Annotated in this window: 9 protein-coding genes; 2 read left to right on the top strand and 7 right to left on the bottom strand. The window is 67.8% G+C overall.

The genetic code is table 11. From position 1 onward, the window contains the following. Positions 1 to 90 precede the first annotated feature (90 nt). From AC07NF_RS02290 to AC07NF_RS02280, 3 genes are all read right to left on the bottom strand, one after another. Positions 91 to 1,074: a FecR family protein gene (locus AC07NF_RS02290; RefSeq protein ID WP_494631450.1), complete on the bottom strand. Its 984-nt coding sequence runs from the start codon at positions 1,072 to 1,074 to the stop codon at positions 91 to 93. 4 nt (positions 1,075 to 1,078) lie between these two features. Then, a complete protein-coding gene (locus AC07NF_RS02285; RefSeq protein WP_454716549.1) occupies positions 1,079 to 1,609 on the bottom strand; it encodes an RNA polymerase sigma factor in 531 nt (176 codons plus the stop codon). A gap of 98 nt (positions 1,610 to 1,707) precedes the next feature. After that, on the bottom strand, positions 1,708 to 4,392 hold the full coding sequence (locus AC07NF_RS02280; RefSeq protein WP_494631454.1) for a TonB-dependent receptor: 2,685 nt from the start codon (positions 4,390 to 4,392) through the stop codon (positions 1,708 to 1,710). A 267-nt stretch (positions 4,393 to 4,659) separates the two neighbouring features. Between AC07NF_RS02280 and AC07NF_RS02275 the strand changes: the two genes are divergently transcribed. After that, positions 4,660 to 7,041, top strand: coding sequence for a TonB-dependent receptor (locus AC07NF_RS02275; protein WP_494631458.1), 2,382 nt, complete (start codon positions 4,660 to 4,662; stop codon positions 7,039 to 7,041). A gap of 64 nt (positions 7,042 to 7,105) precedes the next feature. Beyond that, complete coding sequence (locus tag AC07NF_RS02270) at positions 7,106 to 8,254, top strand: alpha/beta hydrolase (RefSeq protein WP_494631462.1); 1,149 nt, start codon at positions 7,106 to 7,108, stop codon at positions 8,252 to 8,254. Here AC07NF_RS02270 and AC07NF_RS02265 read toward each other — a convergent pair. The 4 genes from AC07NF_RS02265 to AC07NF_RS02250 all read right to left on the bottom strand — a co-directional run bounded on the left by AC07NF_RS02265 (position 8,251) and on the right by AC07NF_RS02250 (position 16,461). Next, entirely contained in the window at positions 8,251 to 9,411 is a 1,161-nt protein-coding gene (locus AC07NF_RS02265; RefSeq protein WP_494631466.1) for a YncE family protein, read from the bottom strand. The genes AC07NF_RS02270 and AC07NF_RS02265 overlap by 4 nt on opposite strands. Positions 9,412 to 9,528: 117 nt before the next feature. Beyond that, positions 9,529 to 12,351, bottom strand: a complete 2,823-nt coding sequence (locus AC07NF_RS02260) for a TonB-dependent receptor (RefSeq protein ID WP_494631467.1) — start codon at positions 12,349 to 12,351, stop codon at positions 9,529 to 9,531. Between the two features lie 160 nt (positions 12,352 to 12,511). Next, the gene (locus tag AC07NF_RS02255) at positions 12,512 to 12,718 is read right to left on the bottom strand and encodes a hypothetical protein (protein ID WP_454716557.1); all 207 of its coding nucleotides are present in this window, start codon (positions 12,716 to 12,718) and stop codon (positions 12,512 to 12,514) included. A 5-nt stretch (positions 12,719 to 12,723) separates the two neighbouring features. Beyond that, entirely contained in the window at positions 12,724 to 16,461 is a 3,738-nt protein-coding gene (locus AC07NF_RS02250; protein WP_494631475.1) for a LamG-like jellyroll fold domain-containing protein, read from the bottom strand. Positions 16,462 to 16,479: the final 18 nt, after the last annotated feature.

Raw genomic sequence — 16,479 nt, 5'->3', positions numbered from 1 at the left:
TGGTCATTCCGACCTTGCTCTTGACCGTTCCGACGCGCTGGTCGGCGACCTCCTCAATGGAAATCGAAAGTTTTTTGAGGGCAGCGCTGTCTAGGGCGCGGCGTGCAGCTCGACCGTGGTCGCCGAGCTCTGGGCCCGCACCGGGAAATAGGACTGCACCGCCTCGACGAACGCCCGGCTCTCACCCGTGCGGAACGTGCCGCTTATGCGTAGCGACTTCAGCCGCGCGTCGGCGACCACGACCTGCAGGGTCGAGTAGCGGTTCATCTCGGCGGCCGCGTCGGCCAGGGCCACGTTGTCGAACACCAGCTGCCCCTGGCGCCAGGCCAGGGCGCGGTCCAGGTCGACCTTGCGCGGCTCGCCGGCGCGCACGCCGTCGGTCATCTGCATCGACTGCCCCGGGGTCAGGACGGCCAGGGTCGCGGCGCTCTCGTGATTGCTGACGGCGACCTTGCCCTCGGCCAGGACGACGGTGGTCTCGCGTGGCTCGCGGCGCACCGAGAAGGCGGTGCCGACGGCCGTCACCGTGCGCGGTCCGGCATGCACCCGCAGCGGGCGGCTGGTGTCGTGCGCCACCTCGAAATAGGCCCTGCCCTGCACCAGGTCGATCGAGCGCACCGCAGCGGTGTAGCGCACCCGCATAACGCTGAGGGCGTCCAGGGTGACCCGACTGCCGTCAGAGAGCGTCAGGGTGCGCTGCTCGCCCAGCGCCGTCTGGAACAAGGCGCCTTGCTGAGCGCGATGGCGCATCCACCACAGCCCGCCCACCGGCGCGGCGATGGCGGCCACGATGCCGGCGGCGACCAGGCGGCGGTCGGGACCCGCCGTGCGATGACGCCGCGCGCGGGCCCGTTGCAGCGCCTCGCGGCGGACGGCCACCAGGTCGTCGGTCCCCGCCGCCTCGCCCATCAGCCGCCAGACGGCCTCGGCACGGTCATAGGCCCCGGCGTGGGCCGGATCCTGCTCCAGCCAGCGCGCGAAGCCGGCCTCGTCGGACGCAGCCCCGCCCAGCCGTCGCGCGGCCCAGCCGGCGGCGGTCTCGTCGATCAGGGACTGTTGAAGCGGGTTCGACAACGGCTCAACTCTGAAACGGACCGGGCGACCGCATCAGGTGCGCCAGGGCCTTGATGATGTACTTCTCGACCGAGCTGACGGAAACGCCGAAAGCCCGGGCGATCTCGGCGTGCTTCCATCCCTCCAGCCGATGCAGGATGAAGGCGTCGCGGGTGCGCTCATCCAGCTCGGCCAGGCGCTGCATCACCGCCTGCAACGCCTGCCTGTCTCCTAAGACGCGCTCGGGCGAAATACCCTCAAAGCGGTCCTGGCGAAGCTCGGTCTCGCTCAGGTGGCTGCGGAAGGTCTTCTGGCGCCGGGACCGGTCGCGCAGCAGGTTCACGGCCGTGCGGAACAGGAACGCCTCGGGATTGTCGATATCCGCCCCGTCCGGCCGGCGCACCAGGCGCAGGAACACTTCCTGCGTCAGGTCCTCGGCCTCGTCGCGCGAATAGACGCGGCGCTCGAAATACGCCGTCAGCGGCCCGCGATAGGCCTCCGACAGGCGCTGGAGGAAGGCCTGTTCGCGCGGATCGAGTTTCGGCTGCGCGGCCATGGCCTACGACAAGTCCTCCCTACAGCACGAATCTTCGCCGCGCCCATTGGGTTCCGACGCGCTTGCCGAGCCGATCCTCAATGCGCGCGTGCTCATTTTCAGTAATCCATCGCCAGGCGGACGCCCAGGTGGCGGCCGCTGTCGCGCGCGGGCTTCCAGTGGGTGGCGAAGGCCGGCTGGCCGTCGGCGCCGAGGAGGTTCCACTGCACGTCGCGCCCGCGCGTCACGGCGAACCGCTTGTCCAGCACGTTGTTGACGAAGCCGGTGACCCGCCAGCCCGCCCCGCCCAGACCGACCGAGACGTCCAACACGCCGTAGGGCCGCTCGATCGAGGCCGGGTCCTGCAGCAGGCTGTAATAGACCCGCGAGCGCCAGCGATAGCCGGCATTGACCTCCAGCCGACGGTCCGCGCCCACCGGGCGCTGGTAATAGGCGTTGAGGTTCAGCGACCAGCGCGGCGCGTTGAACAGGGTCTTGCCCGATAGGTCCTGCCGCCCGCCCACGCAGCCCTGCGCCGCCGTCTGGCCGAAATAGCAGGCGGCGCTGTCGAAATCGTCCATCACCGCGCGGCTGTAGGCCCCCGCCCCGGCCAGGGTCAGGCGCTCGGTCAGGCGGGCGCTGAACTCGCTCTCCACGCCCTGCGCCTTCACGCTGCCGATGCTGTTGAGGACATTTAGGCCGGTGGCGTCGTCGCGGCTCTGGGCCTGGAAGCCCGAGAACCGCTCCTGATAGGCCGTCAGGTTCCAGCTGAGGTTCCGATCGGCCGAGATGGCCCGCACCCCGACCTCGTAGTTCTCGACCGTCTCGGAGGCGACCGGCTGCTGGGCGGCGATCGCGTCGGCCACCGGCTTTCCGGCATAGGGTCCGGAGGTCAGAAGGGTGCGCGTGGTCAGGCTGCTGGTCAGGTCGTAGGCCCGGCCCTTGTAGCCGGTGGAATAGGTCGCATAGGCGGTGACGCCCGGCCTCACCACGCCCTGCAGACCGATGCGGCCGCTTAGCGCGGTGTCGCTGTGACAGGTCTCGATCGGCACGGTCGGCGAGGCCTTCGAGCATTTCGGCGCGCCATAGACGACGCCGTTGCCCAGGTCGTCGAAGCGATAGCCGATCTTCTCGTGGCTGATCCGCGCGCCCGATAGGATCGACAGCCGGTCGTTCACCGCGAACGCGCCCTGGCCGAACACCGCGTAGGTCGTGCTGAAGGTCCCGGAGATATAGCGCGAATAGGCCGTGCTGTTGGTGGTCGGCAGCGACGACAGGCCGTTGTAGTCGCCCAGGCTGTTGGAGCCGCGCACGAAATAGCGCGCCGCCTTGGTGTGCCCGACATAGACGCCGCCGACATAGTCCCAGCGGCCGCCGGTCGGGCTGTTCAGGCGCAGTTCCTGGCTCTCGGCGCGGATGCGGAAATAGCCGCCGTTGGACGAGCCCCCGCGCGGCAGCCGGGGGTCTTGCAGGCTGTAGTCCAGGTCCGTCGCGTCGGTGTCCTGGCGATCGTAGAGATAGTAGCGGTCCAGGGCGGTGATCGAGGTCAGTCGCCACGAGCCCACCGCGCCGACCGCGCGGATGTTGACGCCCTTGTCCGTGGCGTTGCCGCGGGCGTTGACGTCGTAGCGGGCGAAGTAGTTGTCTGGGCCAGGGACGATCCCGCGCAGGACCGCCGCGCGCGACAGTTCGCCCTTCCCTAGCGTGGCCTGCGGCGAGACATAGGTGTCGGCCCCGACGCAGCATGAGGACAGGGTCCGGGTCAGGTAGGGCGAGACGGCGACCGTCCAGTTGTCGCCCGGCGTCCAGACCAGCTTGGCCCGTAGGTTGACGTCGGACTGGGCGTTCAGCCACTCGCGGGTCGCCAGGTTGAAGACATTGCCCCGATAGCGGCTGTAAGCGGCCGACAGCCGGAACTTCAGATCGTCGGAGATCGGCCCGGTCAGGGTCGCGAGCGCGCGCTGCTCGTGGTCGTCGGTCAACAGCGTCTCGGCATGGGCGGCGAAGGCGTCGCTGGCCGGCTTGGTGGTGATGTAGATGACGCCCGCCGAGGCGGCCTTACCGAACAGGGTGCTCTGCGGACCACGCAGGATCTCGACCTGCTCGACATCGGCCAGGGCCGTGAAAGCCATGGCCTGGAAGGCCTGAGGCACGTCGTCGACCACCACCACCACGCTGGGCTCGGTGCCGATCGAATAGGAATAGGTGCCCACGCCTCGGACATTGATGCTGTTGTTGCCCGGCTGGGTGGTCTTGGAGATCGTCAGGGTCGGCGCCAGGCGCGCCAGGTCGTCGAAGTCGCGCACGCCGGCGCGCTCCATCATCTGGCTGGACAGCGCCTGCACCGAAGCGTCGGAGCGGCCCAGCGTCTCCATACGCTTGCCGGAGGTGATGACCACCGCCTCCAAGCCTACGACAGGCTCGATCTCCTGAGCGGTCCGAACGGGCGTGGGCTCGCGCTGCGGGCGAACGACGGGCTTCACACGATAAATGACGATGACGCCGGAAGCCGTACGCCGAAACGCCAGGTCGGTGCGGGCCAGCAACTGCGCCAGGGCGTGGTCGACGCTCATCCGCCCGCGCAGCGCGGGGGCGCGCTGGTCGGCCGTCAATTCGGGGGCGTACAGCAGCTGCTCGCCGGCGGCCTGGCCCAGGCGCTGCAAGGCCAGGCTGAGATTGGAGGCGTCCTGGTCGAAGGTCGTAACGGGGTTGGCGGCCATGGCCGCGGCAGGCGCCAGCAGGGCCAGGCCCAACAGAGCCCCGACACGCCCGCGGCGGCGAGCGCGAACGACGCGCCGATCCATGTTCACCTCCCCTACGCGGCTCTTCGGCCGCTGTGCGGGTCGCCGGTCAAGACGACTCCTTTCCCTTACGACGCGCCTGGTGATCCGACCCTCAACAAAAATGCGATTTGCGCGAGAACCAAGCGGACAACGCTGTCTGGTCCTGGCGCCTGAACGCCCACATCCAGAAAATCTGGGCCACGAGCGAGCCAAACTCGATTTATTCGATCTGTTTAATAGAGTTTTGATCCCGCCTCATCGAACAACGTTCCGATTTGGGGGCTACACGTGATCATTGGTGCTTCGGCGACCGCCTTCTCCCGCCGCCTGCTGCTGGGCCTGCTGTGCTCCAGCGCGGCCACCGCCGTCCTGGCCAGCGAGCCGGCGCCTGCCGCTCCCGCCGAGACCACCGCGCAGTCCGACGCCAGCCTGGTGGGCCAGGTCTTCGTCACCGCCCGCCGCCGCGAGGAAAGCGCCCAGTCGGTGCCGATCGCCCTGACCGTGACCTCGGCCGAGACCCTGACCCAGACCGGCGTCAACAGCATCGTCGCCCTGACCCAGCTGGTGCCGACCCTGCAGGTGCTCTCGCCCAACGCCCGCAACACGGCCCTGACGATCCGAGGCCTGGGCGCCTCGTACGGCCTGGCCAATGACGGCCTGGAGCAAGGCGTCGGCATCTATGTCGATCAGGTCTATGTCTCGCGTCCCGGCGCGGCGACCCTGGACTTCGTCGATATCCAGCAGATCGAGGTGCTGCGCGGCCCGCAAGGCACGCTGTTCGGCAAGAACACCACGGCCGGCGCCCTGAACATCACCACCCGCGACGCCACCAACACCTTCGAGGCTGACGCCGAAGCCTCGGTCGGCAGCCTGAACTTCCGGCAGGTCAAGGCTACGGCCGCCGGCCCGATCATCGCCGACAAGCTGGCCGCCCGCCTGTCGGTCGTCGGCACCTGGCGCGATGGCGACCTCTACAACCCGATCAGCAAGCTTCGCCAGAACGCCCGCGACAGCGTCGGCGTGCGCGGCCAGCTGAAGTACACCCCGACCGACAAGCTGACCATCAAGGTCGCCGCCGACTACAGCGCCCAGCATCCCGAATGCTGCACCCAGGTCTATGTCACCGTCGGCACGACCCTGAAGCCGGCCGCCCAGCAATATGCGGCTCTGGCGGCAGGCCGGAACTACAAGGTGGCCAGCACCAACCCCTATGACCGCCTGTCGGACGTGGATGACGACATCCAGGCCGACCAGTTCGCCGGCGGCGGCTCGGTGATCGTCGACTACGACTTCGGTAACGTCACCCTGACCTCGGTCACCGCCCACCGGAACTGGGACTGGGAGCCGCGCAACGACCGCGACTACACCGCCCTGGACGTCACCCGCCGCTCGGCCAACCCGTCGCACCAGAAGCAGGACAGCCAGGAGTTCCGCCTGTCCTCGAACGGCGACAACACCATCAACTGGACGGCGGGCCTCTACTGGTTCGACCAGAACGTCACCACCCACGGCGTGACCGAGTACGGCAACGACGCCTCGTACTGGCTGCTGCCCGGCACCAACTCGCCGGACTCGCTGCTGGCGGGCTACACGGTGTTCAACAACAGCAGCATCGACACCACCAGCTACGCCGCCTTCGGCCAGCTGACCTGGAAGGTCAACGACCGGTTCAGCCTGACGCCGGGCCTGCGCTACACCAAGGAAAAGAAGGACGGCGTCTACGACCAGACCACCGCTGGCGGCTCGACGACCACCGACACCACCCTGATCAACCGCCGCCTGGGCATCGCCCGGCCGCAGACCTTCTCGGCCAAGACCGACGACGGCTCGCTGTCGGGCCAGATCGCGGCGGTCTATGCCTTCAACGAGAACTTCAACGTCTACGGCACCTATTCGCGCGGCTTCAAGTCGGGCGGCATCAACATGACCGCCCTGCCCCTGAACAGCTCAAGCCAGCCCTCGCTGTCGGCCGCCGTGATCCGCCCCGAGAAAGTCTCGACCATCGACCTGGGCGTGAAGACCCAGTGGTTCGATCGCCTGCTGACGGCCAACCTGGCGGTGTTCGCCACCGATGTGGACGACTTCCAGGCCAATGTCGTCGACAGTGGCCCGGGCGCCCTGCGCGGCTACCTGGCCAATGTCGAGAAGGTCGAGGTGCGCGGCGCCGAGTTGGACGCCACGACCCGCTCGATCGGCGGCTTCAAGTTCTACGGCAACCTGGCCTACACCGACGGCAAGTACGCCAGCTTCAAGAACGGCCCCTGCCCGCTGGAGCGGATCGGCACCTCGACGGCCGCCTGCGATCTGTCGGGCAAGGCGCTGCCGGGCCTGTCGAAGTGGGCCGGTTCGGGCGGCGCCGAATACCGCACCAAGACCAGCCTGGGCCGTCTGACCGGCGAGGCCTATGCCGGCGTCGACGCCAGCTTCCGCTCGGCCTATTTCGCCGACAGCTCGGACTCGATCTACACCCGCATCAAGGCCTACGAGATCGTCAACCTGCGGGCCGGCTTCCAGTCGGACAGCGGCTGGGAGGCGTTCGTGTCGGTGCGCAACGCCTTCGACGCCAAGTACATCCAGAACATCACCGTGGTCTCGGGCAACTCGGGCCTGGTGGTCGGCACGCCCGGCGACGCGCGCGCCGTCGCCTTCACCCTGAGGGCCAGCTACTAAGAGGAGCATGAGGCCAAGCCGTTTCGGCATTGGCCAAGCCCCGTCGCGGGGGTTGAGATAGGCCATGAACAGATTGCTGGCCGTTATCGCCCTGGTCTGCCTCCAGGCCTGTCTCACCCCCGCCGCGCAAGCCCAGTCTTCCAAGGCAATAGAGGCGCCCGCCGTCGGGACCTTCTTCGTCGGCGGACACTATGTGCGCGAAGGCCAGGCGATGGCTGGCCAGGCGCACATCCTGTTCATGAAGCCAGCCAAGCCGAAACACGCGACGCCGCTGGTCTTCATCCCCGGCGCCGGTCAGACGGTGACGAACTTCCTGGCCACGCCGGACGGCCGGCCCGGCTGGGCGTCGGTGTTCGCCGACGCCGGCTGGACCGTCTATCTGATGGACCAGCCGGGTCGCGGGGCCTCGGGCTATGAAGCTAGCTACGGCGCGGTCAAACGCCAGACGCCGGAGTTCCTGCAGAAGCGCTTCACGGCCACCCAGAACTTCGAGCCCGCCCCGGGTCAACCGCAGGGCTGGCCCCAGGCCAAGCTGCACACCGGCTTCCCCGGAACCGGCAAGCCCGGCGATCCGATCTTCGACCAGTTCTACGCCTCGCAGGTCGAGAGCGCCGGCGGCGACGTCTCGGCCAAGCTGGTGGCCGACGCCGGCGCGGCCCTGCTGGACAAGATCGGCCCGGCCATCGTGGTCACCCACTCGCAGTCGGGCGCGTTCGGCTGGGCCATCGGCGAGGCGCGGCCGGCGCTGGTCAAGGCGATCGTCGCGGTCGAGCCCAGCGGCCCGCCCTTCTTCGGCGCGCCGCCGCCGTGGGGCGACTCCGATCCCGACAAGCTGAGCCGCCCTTACGGCCTGACCACGACGCCGCTGGCCTACGCGCCCGCGCTGACCTCGCCGGCCGACCTGACCAGGGTTCAGGACGCCGCGCCCGAGAAGCCTGATCTGGTCCGCTGCTGGCTGCAGGCCGAGCCGGCCCGCAAGCTGGTGAACCTGTCGAAACTCCCGGTCCTGGTGCTGGTGTCCGAGGCCTCGTACCACGCCGGCTACGACCACTGCACGGTGCGCTACCTGCGCCAAGCGGGCGTCGCGACCGACTTCACGCGGCTGGAGGATGTGGGCCTGCACGGCGGCGGCCACATGGTCATGATCGAGAAGCACTCGACCGAAGTCGCCAAGCTGATCCAGGGCTGGCTGAAAACCAAGAGGCTCGACTAGGGCTCGGCGGTGCGGATCGCCGCCGGCCCGGCCGGCATGGCGATCACGCCCTTGGCCTTCAGGCGCTTGCCGTCGAAGCCGAAGACGTCCAGCCGCTGCTCGACCATGCACTGGACCAGCAGGGTCTTGCTGTCCTTGGACCAGACGATCCCCTGTCCCCAGCCGCCGGTCCTGGCCTCAGCGACCTTCACCAGCTTGCCGGGCTCATCGATGCGCCAGACCTGCACCAGGCCGTCCTTGGCGTAGCGCGGCGACTTGCGGCTGGCGTTCGAGCCGTTGTTGACATTGACCGCCACGAAGCGGCCGTCAGGCGACATCTTCAGCCCCTCGGGCGTCAGGCCCACGGCCACGACGTCGACGACGCGCGGGAAGGCTTCCGAGACCAGGTCGATCAGGCTGACAGTGTCGACGTCCTTGCCGCCGCCGCCGATGTTGCCGACCACGGCGAAGCGGCGCGGACCGACGGTGTCGATCTGATAGGGACGCAGGCCGGGCGCCAGGGTCTTGGGCTCGACCGTCACGGTCGTCCCGTCGATGCGCAGCACCGAGATCTTGTGGTCGCCATCGCGGCTAACCAGGGCGCGCTTGCCGCCGTCGAAGAACACCGGCTCGGCCGGCGCGGACTTGGCGTCGCCGATGACCACCGTCCCGGCGGGCTGCACGGCCTGACCAGAAATGCTGAAGATCGAGACCGTGCCCTCGGCGCGGTTGGCGACCAGGGCCAGCTTGCCATCGGGACTGATCGAGACGCCCGAGGCGCCCTGCCCCGCGCGCAGCGTGGCGACCACGCGCGGCGGACCGTCCTTGAGGGCGATGACGCTGACCTGGTCATCCGCCCCCTGGCCACCGGGCCCAGCTGGGGAGAGCTTGCGGGCCGCGGTGACCAGGGCGATGGACTCGTCGGGCGCGACGGCGACACTGGCGGGAGGGCCAATGACGCTGGTCGGGGCCGCGACGGAGCCCAGAAGCTTGGGGGGCGAGGCGCCCAGGTCGATCAGCGAGACGGTGTCGGGCAGCGGCGTGGCGGGGACCACCTGTTCGCCGTCGTCCAGCACCTGCTTGCCGTCATTGGCCGAGACCGCGATCTGCCCATACCCCACGCACGGCACGATCAGCAGGCCAATGGCGGCGACGCCGCTGAGAACTCGAAGACGCATCGCCACACCGCTTACAAGTGTCGCCAGGCGCGCGGACGCCGGGAGGAGTATTGGCGTCCGCGCGCCTGGCCGCGGCTCTAGCAAGGGAGGACAAGCTAAAGCCGCTTCATGCCCAGGCTAGAAGGTATACCGCAGGCCCAGGATGAACTCGCGACCCGTGTGGTGGTAGAACGAGGTCCGGTCGGCGACGCTGTCGTTGAACTGGTCCTGGTATTCGTCGGTCAGGTTCACGCCTTCCAGCGACAGCTTGAAGTGTTCGTTCAGCGTGTACTGCAGCGAGGCGTCGACGTTCAGCGTCGCCTTGGTGCCATCGGCGTTAGTGCCCGCTTCCGAACCTGGGATGCGGGTCAGGTAGTTGTCACGATAGGCTGCCGAGGCGCGGGCGCTCCACTTGCTGTCCTCGTAGTAGAGGGTGGCGTTGTAGGAGCTGCGCGACAGGCCGGTCAGGTCGCCGGTGGCGATGACCGCGCCCGCGCCGTTCAGGTAGTCGATCTCGGACTTCACGCCGGTGTAGTTCAGCAGGATGCCGGTGTGCTTCAGCGCGCCCGGCAGGAAGCTGAAGGGCTGCTGATAGTTGATCTCGAAGCCTTTCAGCGTGCCGCCCTTGGTATTGACCGGCGTGCTGAACTGCCACTGCGCCGCGGGGTTACAGCCGTTGGTGTTGCCGCAGGCGGCGATGGCCACGCTGTCGGGCAGGCCGAACGGATTGCCCGTGAAGGCGATGTTGCTCTGCTGCGTTTGGACCATGCTGGAGATGTCCTTCTGGAAGAGGGCCAGCGACAGCAGGGCCGACTTCTTGAAGTACCATTCGAACGACAGGTCGTAGGCCTTTGCGCGGAACGGATCGAGGTTCGGGTTGCCCGCGGTGACCGAGCGGCCCGCGCCCGAGACGCTGACCGTCGCGCCCGGCGTCAAGCTGCCCAGATCCGGACGGGCCATGACCTTGGCGGCGCCGAAGCGGATCAGGAAGTTGTCGCGCGGCTCCAGCACCATGTTCAGCGACGGCAGAGTATCGTGATACTTGCGGCTGGCCTCGATCTGCAGCGGCGCGCCCGAAAGATAGGTGTAGCCGTTCGAGTCCTGCTGGGTCTCGACATAGCGGACGCCGACGTTACCGCGGAACGGCCAGGCGCCCAGCTCGGTGTTCCAATCGGCCTGGACGTAGCCGCCGCTGTCCTTTTCGCGGACGCCGCGGTTGTTGCCCAGCGCCGGCTCCTTGCCCATCTTGAACGTGCCGCCATAGGCGGTCTGGTCATAGAGGCTGAGGACGCTGGCGGCCTTCATGGTGTCGGGGATCAGGCTGTCGAAGCCCGCGAAATTGACCACCTGGCCGTAGGTCGACTTGTCGATCGCCACCAGGGCGGCCGGCACGGTCGGCTCGATATTGGTGCTGGTGCCATTCGAGCGGCGGAATTCGGTGGTCTCGAAGTCGTACTTCTTGAACGAGACGCCAGCCGACAGTTTGAAGATGCCCAGGTTGTCCCACGTACCGTCCAGCGAAGCGACGTCGTAGGTGTTCACCGCCGATTGCGGACGGATGCGGATCTGGGTCAGCACCCAGGCGTTCGGGTCGGTCAGCTTGGCGTTGCCGTAGCCGATCACCGGGCCGCGGCCCTGAGTGTAGTCGTACGAGTAGCCCTGGATATTGAACTGATCGTACTGGACGGTCGTCTGGATCGGGTTTTGGTGATCCGACTTGGAGTGACCGATCAGACCCTCGACCACGATATCGTCGGTGAAGTGGTGCTTACCCGACAGGCCAACCTGGGTGAACTTGGTGTCCAGCTTGTCGAAGCGGTCCTCGACACGCAGGTCGACGTTGTTGAACACGCCCTTGGTCATCGTGTTCGTCTTGGCGTCGATCGTCGCCGAGACCACCTGGGTCTGGGCGATGCCGCACGAATTGCTGACGTTGGCGACCGTACAGGCGCCGCCGACGCTGAAGGACGGGGCCTCCAGGTACTGCTCCTCGCGAGTGCCCTTGAAGTCGGCATAAAGAACGTCGAGGCCGATCTCGGTCCGGTCCGTCGGCGCATATTGCAGCGACAGCGTGCCACCTAGGCGCTTTTGGTCATTCTTGAAGATGTCGAAGCGCGGGAAGCGCGGGTGGAACGCGGCGTTGTTGGCGGCCTCGGCCGGATTGACCGTGCTCGGCAGGCCGGCTGCGTTCGGCAAGGCGTTGAAGCCCGGCGAGAAGACGTTGCCCGTCGCCCAGCGCACCGTCGAAGAGCCTTCGTCCAGCAGCTTGCGCTCGGAATAGGCCACCGACAGCAGGGCGCCGAACTTGCCGTCGCCCCAGGTGTTGGCGATCATGAAGGCGCCGCGCGGGTTTTTCGACTTGGCCAGGTCGTTGTAGCCCAGCTGCGCCGAGCCCACCATCGTGAAGCCCTTGTAGTCGAACGGACGGGCCGTGCGCAGGTCGACGGTCGCGCCCAGCGAGCCTTCTTCCGTGTCGGCCGAGGCCGTCTTGCGCACCGTGATGGCGTTGAAGAGGTCCGAGGCGAAGACGTTGAAGTCGAACGAACGGCCGCGGTTGGTGCCGCCCGAGGCGTCGGCGCCGCCGGCGGTCGTCAGGGCTTCCATGCCGTTGATGCGGACGCGGGTGAACTGGGGACCGAGGCCCCGCACCGAAATCTGACGGCCTTCGCCGCCATCACGCGCCAGGGCCACGCCCGGGATGCGCTGGATGGATTCCGAGAGGTTCAGGTCCGGGAACTTGCCGATGTCCTCGGCGAGAATGGAGTCGACCGCCGCGGCTTCCGACCGCTTGACGTTCAGCGCCTTGTCCAGGCTGGAGCGGAAGCCGGTGACGACCACTTCGGTCACCGAGTTGTCTTCCGCGGGCGCGGTTTGCTGAGCCGACGCGGCTCCCGCGAAGCTCAAGCCGATGGCCACAGCCGAGACGCTGGCCAGCCACAGCTGGCGTTCCTTGGTACGCATAATCCCTCCCCTAACGGGTTTCCTGCCGTCTTTGTTTTGGGACGCCGCTTGGGCTCGCGCGGTTCGAAGTGCGCGAGCTTGGGCGTCTGACAGGAAGACTAGGGTCGGGTCGTCGACTCCCGCCAATGCCGTGTTGGAACGCGGTTATGCTGGTTCGGCATCAGGCCGCTAAGCGCTGCTCCAAACGCGCCAATCGAGCCAAAATTCGTTCCAAGGTCACGCACTTCACGGGCTTGCCATCGCGCAGCTTGTTCCAGGTGGTCTCGCTGATCGCATAGCAGTCGAACAGGTGCTCGCGGGTCACGGCGGGAAGCCGCGCCCGCAGGCTCTGAAAGGTTTCTCGGGAAGCGATGATGGTCTGGGCCATGGGTCCTAGGGCTTGGCTGTTACGACGTTGTTGAGTTGGGTGATCTCGGCCCCGGCGGCCGACAGGCGGACGCGGTAGCCGGTCTTCCATTCGCCCTTCAGCGCGACCTTGGCGGTCTTGGGCTTCAGGTCCAGCGGCGCGGCCAGGCCCGGAACGTTGGCGCGCGCCAGTTCCTTGCCCTGCCCGTCCTCCAGGATCACGACGCTGGCCGGCGCGGGCTTGGCGCCCAGGCTGTGGACCGTGACGTCGATGCCGCCGCCCTTCTTGGCCTTCACGTCGTCGACGCCGATGCCCAGGTCGAAGCGCTTGGCCGGCGCATCGGCCGGGGTCTTCAGCGTGAACTCCCAGGTCGTGGTCTTGCCGGGGGCGAAGGTCAGGTCGACACCGGCGGTGCGCTCCAGGGCGACCTGGGCGGCCGGATCAGCAGCGCCATCCACCGCGCGGGTCACGCTCCATTGGCCGGCCGAGACGTCCCAGCCGGTCATCACCGCGTGCATCGGCTTGTCGGTCAGGTTGAAGGCCGTGACCTTGAAGGTCTTCTCGCCCGTGCCGGTGACCAGGATGCCGACATCCTCGGCGGCGGTCGGCGTGTCGAAGCGCCAGCTGACCAGGTGGCCGGGGACCAGCTGGTTGCGACGCAGGGCCATGCCGCCCAGGCGGGTGCGCTGCAGGGTGTCGCTGAACAGCTCCACCCGGTCCGACCACCAGTGGGCGTCGGTCATCATCCACATGCGCTGCTCGGCCGTGACGACCTCGTCGTGGAAGACCTTCTCCAGGTACTTGGTGTCGCCGCTGGTCTTCCAGGCCTGGTACAGGGTGTAGGCGTCTTCGGCCCCCGCATCGGCGTCGGCCTTCAGCTTGGCGCCCCACGTGTCGCGCATGCCCAGCTTGTCGACGACGTCGGCGTTCAGCTCGTCGAGATCGGCCAGCTTGCCCTTGACCATCTCGCCCTTCAGCGGCCGCAGGTACTTTTCGTCCCCGGTCCAGCGCCAGGCGGCCCAGAACAGCTGGGCGGTCGAGACATTGCCCCGCGCGCCGGCCACCAGTTCGCCACGGCTCTCGCCGGTCGCCGAATGGATGTCCTCCGGATAGACCCACGAGCCGTCGGGCCGTTGCTTGCCGTGGGCCATGTGACCGTCGGCCAGGTCGACGACCAGCTTCTTGACGGTCGGGTCGTCGTTGAAGTCGGCCAGCGCGATGCCGGGATGCAGGATCAGGTAGGAGTACGGGTGCGACCAGCCCCACGGCCCGTCGCGCGACACGTCGGTGGCCGAGAAGAACCGGCTGATCACGTGGACGTGGCCGTCCTCGGCCTTCTGCATCACGGTCGGATAGGCCCGCGCCGTTTCCATCAGCCGCTCGACGACCTTGGGGTCGCCATAGCCGGTGTACATGGCCTCGGACTTGGCGTTGATCGCCTCTTCGTATGAGTGCAGCTCGTCGGTCTTGATCTTGCCAAGGCCGCCCGGGAGCATGTCGTTCTTGTAGGCCGCGTCGACCAGGGCGTTCAGCGAGGCGGTGACCTTGTCGGGGATGTCACCCATCAGGGCCAGCGGTGGCCACTGCTGGGTCAGGTCGTCATCGTCCGAGATGCCGCCGCCGAAGTCGCCGTAGCTGACCTGGCGGTTGTCGATCCACCACTCGATGAACTTGCGGACGCGCTTGAGGTCTTCCGTCTGCAGGAAGGCCCACAGCGGCACGCCGGCCGGCGCCGTCGGGACGGTGACCGGGGTTCCAGGCTGCTCGGGATTGAGCTCGGCCCACATCTCGCGGCCGTGCTGGTTCTTGGGATCGATCCGCAGCAGGTCCGACAGCTCCAGATCCAGGCGCGCATAACGCGCCAGGCGCTTGGAGACGTCGTGCTCTTCCACCAGGAAGGCCAGGTTGTCGCGCGCCTGGGCCAGGCGGTCGGCGACGTGCTCGGCCTTGGCCGCGTCGGCGGGCTTGAACTTCAGGCGGACGTTCATGCCGTCTAGCTGGCGGGCGTCGAAGTCCGCGCCGGCTCCGGCGATGGTGATCAGCAGGCTCTTGCCCGGCATGATCATCCGGTCGCGGGTGTCGAGGAACACGGTCCGCGCCTCGCCCGGCTTGACCGAGACATTGACGTCCAGCAGGTCGCGGCCCGGCCACAGCGGGTCCTTGATCTTGATGTTCAGCGGGAACAGGCCACCCGCCAGCGCCGCGACCTTCAGGGCCGGAATATCGATGGCGATGCCGTCCAGACCCTCATCCATGCCCTGCCAGCCATACTGGAACTTGCCGACCGGGCCGGCGGCGCGGGTCTGGCGGAAGTCGGCCGGGATCAGGATGTGAGCGATCGGCAGGCTGGGACCAGTCTCGGCCTTGCGCGGCGCGCTCGGCGCCCTGGCCGGCAGGGCCGCGACCATGGTCCGCTCGCCGGGCCCGAAGCGGCCCTTCACGAAGGTCGTCAGCTCGTCCAGCGACGGATAGACGCCGACGTCGGCGTCGAGCTTGACCTTGTAGCTCAGCGTCGTCTCGTCAGGCTCAGCGCCGCCGGCCACGAAGTAGGCGCCCAGTTCCTGGATCGGGGTCTCCTGGACCACGTTCTCGAACTTCAGCTGGCCGCCGGTGCGCGTCGTGAACTGGTTCAGGGTGCGCAGCTCGCCCTGCGGCCGCTTGATCAGCAGCTTGTCGGGGCCGGTCAGCGTGCCATAGGCCGCGCCCTGGAACTCCAGGCGATTCCACGGCTCGTTGGGCAGGGTGAAGGTGATGCCCTTGCCGCCCTCGGTGTAGACGTTCCAGTCGGGCAGCTCGAAATAGTCGTGGCGGCCCGGCAGCTTGGAGCGATTGTAGACGCCCGGCCAGGTGGTCTCGGCGATGCCGTCCGAGCCCAGGCTCATGCGCTCCTTCAGATCGAACTGCTCGGTGAACTCGACCTTGCGGATCTTGGTCGCGGCGTCGGCCAGATACGGCGGCGGATCGGTCGGGCGGTTCCAGCCGTAGCGGTAGGCCCAGGCCTTCATGTCCGGCGCCGGCGCGGCGCTGCTCGGCTCCTGGCCCGAGACCAGCCCGGCGACATCGGCGTCGCTCAGGGCGTGGTCATAGATGCGGATGTCGTCGACATCGCCGCCGCGGATGAACTGATAGGCGCTCTGCACCTGGTGCGGCGAGACCACCCGGCTGTGCGGGCCAAACTGGTCGAGGCCGGCGTCCAGCGCCGCCGTCTGCAGCTTCGAGGCCACCGGCTTGCCGTCGATATAGAGCGAGATCCCCTTCGCCTCGTCCCAGGCGAAGGTGATCAGCACCCACTGGTCGGGCTTGGGCGCGGCCTGAGTGGTCGAGACCCGGACTCGGGCCAGGTTGTCGTCGGTGACGAAGGCGTCGAAGCCCTTGCCGTTCCAATCGATGCGCAGCCAGGCCATGTCCCAGCTGGTGTGGTCGGCATAGCCGACCCGGAACAGCGGGAACGGCGTCGTCCCCACCGGCTCACGGGCGCGCCAGTAGAAGCTGAGCGTGCCGCGCTGGGCGTAGATGTTGCCCGGGGCCATCCAGCTCAGCACCTGCTCGCTGGAGGCTTCGATATAGGCGCCGTGCGTCGGGTCGGTCTTGATCTTGACCTTGTCGGCGAAGTTCGGCGTCGCCTCCCCGGCCGCGACATCAGCCTTCAGGCCCTTGTCACCCGTGAGGTGGAACAGAAGGCCATCGGCCCTGCCGATGGTCGGCAGGGCCAGAGCAGCAGAAGCCAGGAGAGCGGCCCGCAGGGCCTTGTTCGATCGACGCACCAACTTGGCGCTCCTCTT

The sequence above is a fragment of the Caulobacter sp. GW821-FHT10A06 genome, assembly GCF_059415805.1.
This window is presented reverse-complemented; position numbering and strand designations above follow the sequence as displayed.

Bases quoted from the DNA above. Each gene is read 5' to 3' on its own strand.
- AC07NF_RS02285 (WP_454716549.1), bottom strand. From the start codon at position 1,609: ATGGCCGCGCAGCCGAAACTCGATCCGCGCGAACAGGCCTTCCTCCAG.
- AC07NF_RS02280 (WP_494631454.1), bottom strand. From the start codon at position 4,392: ATGGATCGGCGCGTCGTTCGCGCTCGCCGCCGCGGGCGTGTCGGGGCT.
- AC07NF_RS02270 (WP_494631462.1), top strand. From the start codon at position 7,106: ATGAACAGATTGCTGGCCGTTATCGCCCTGGTCTGCCTCCAGGCCTGT.
- AC07NF_RS02265 (WP_494631466.1), bottom strand. From the start codon at position 9,411: ATGCGTCTTCGAGTTCTCAGCGGCGTCGCCGCCATTGGCCTGCTGATC.
- AC07NF_RS02260 (WP_494631467.1), bottom strand. From the start codon at position 12,351: ATGCGTACCAAGGAACGCCAGCTGTGGCTGGCCAGCGTCTCGGCTGTG.
- AC07NF_RS02255 (WP_454716557.1), bottom strand. From the start codon at position 12,718: ATGGCCCAGACCATCATCGCTTCCCGAGAAACCTTTCAGAGCCTGCGG.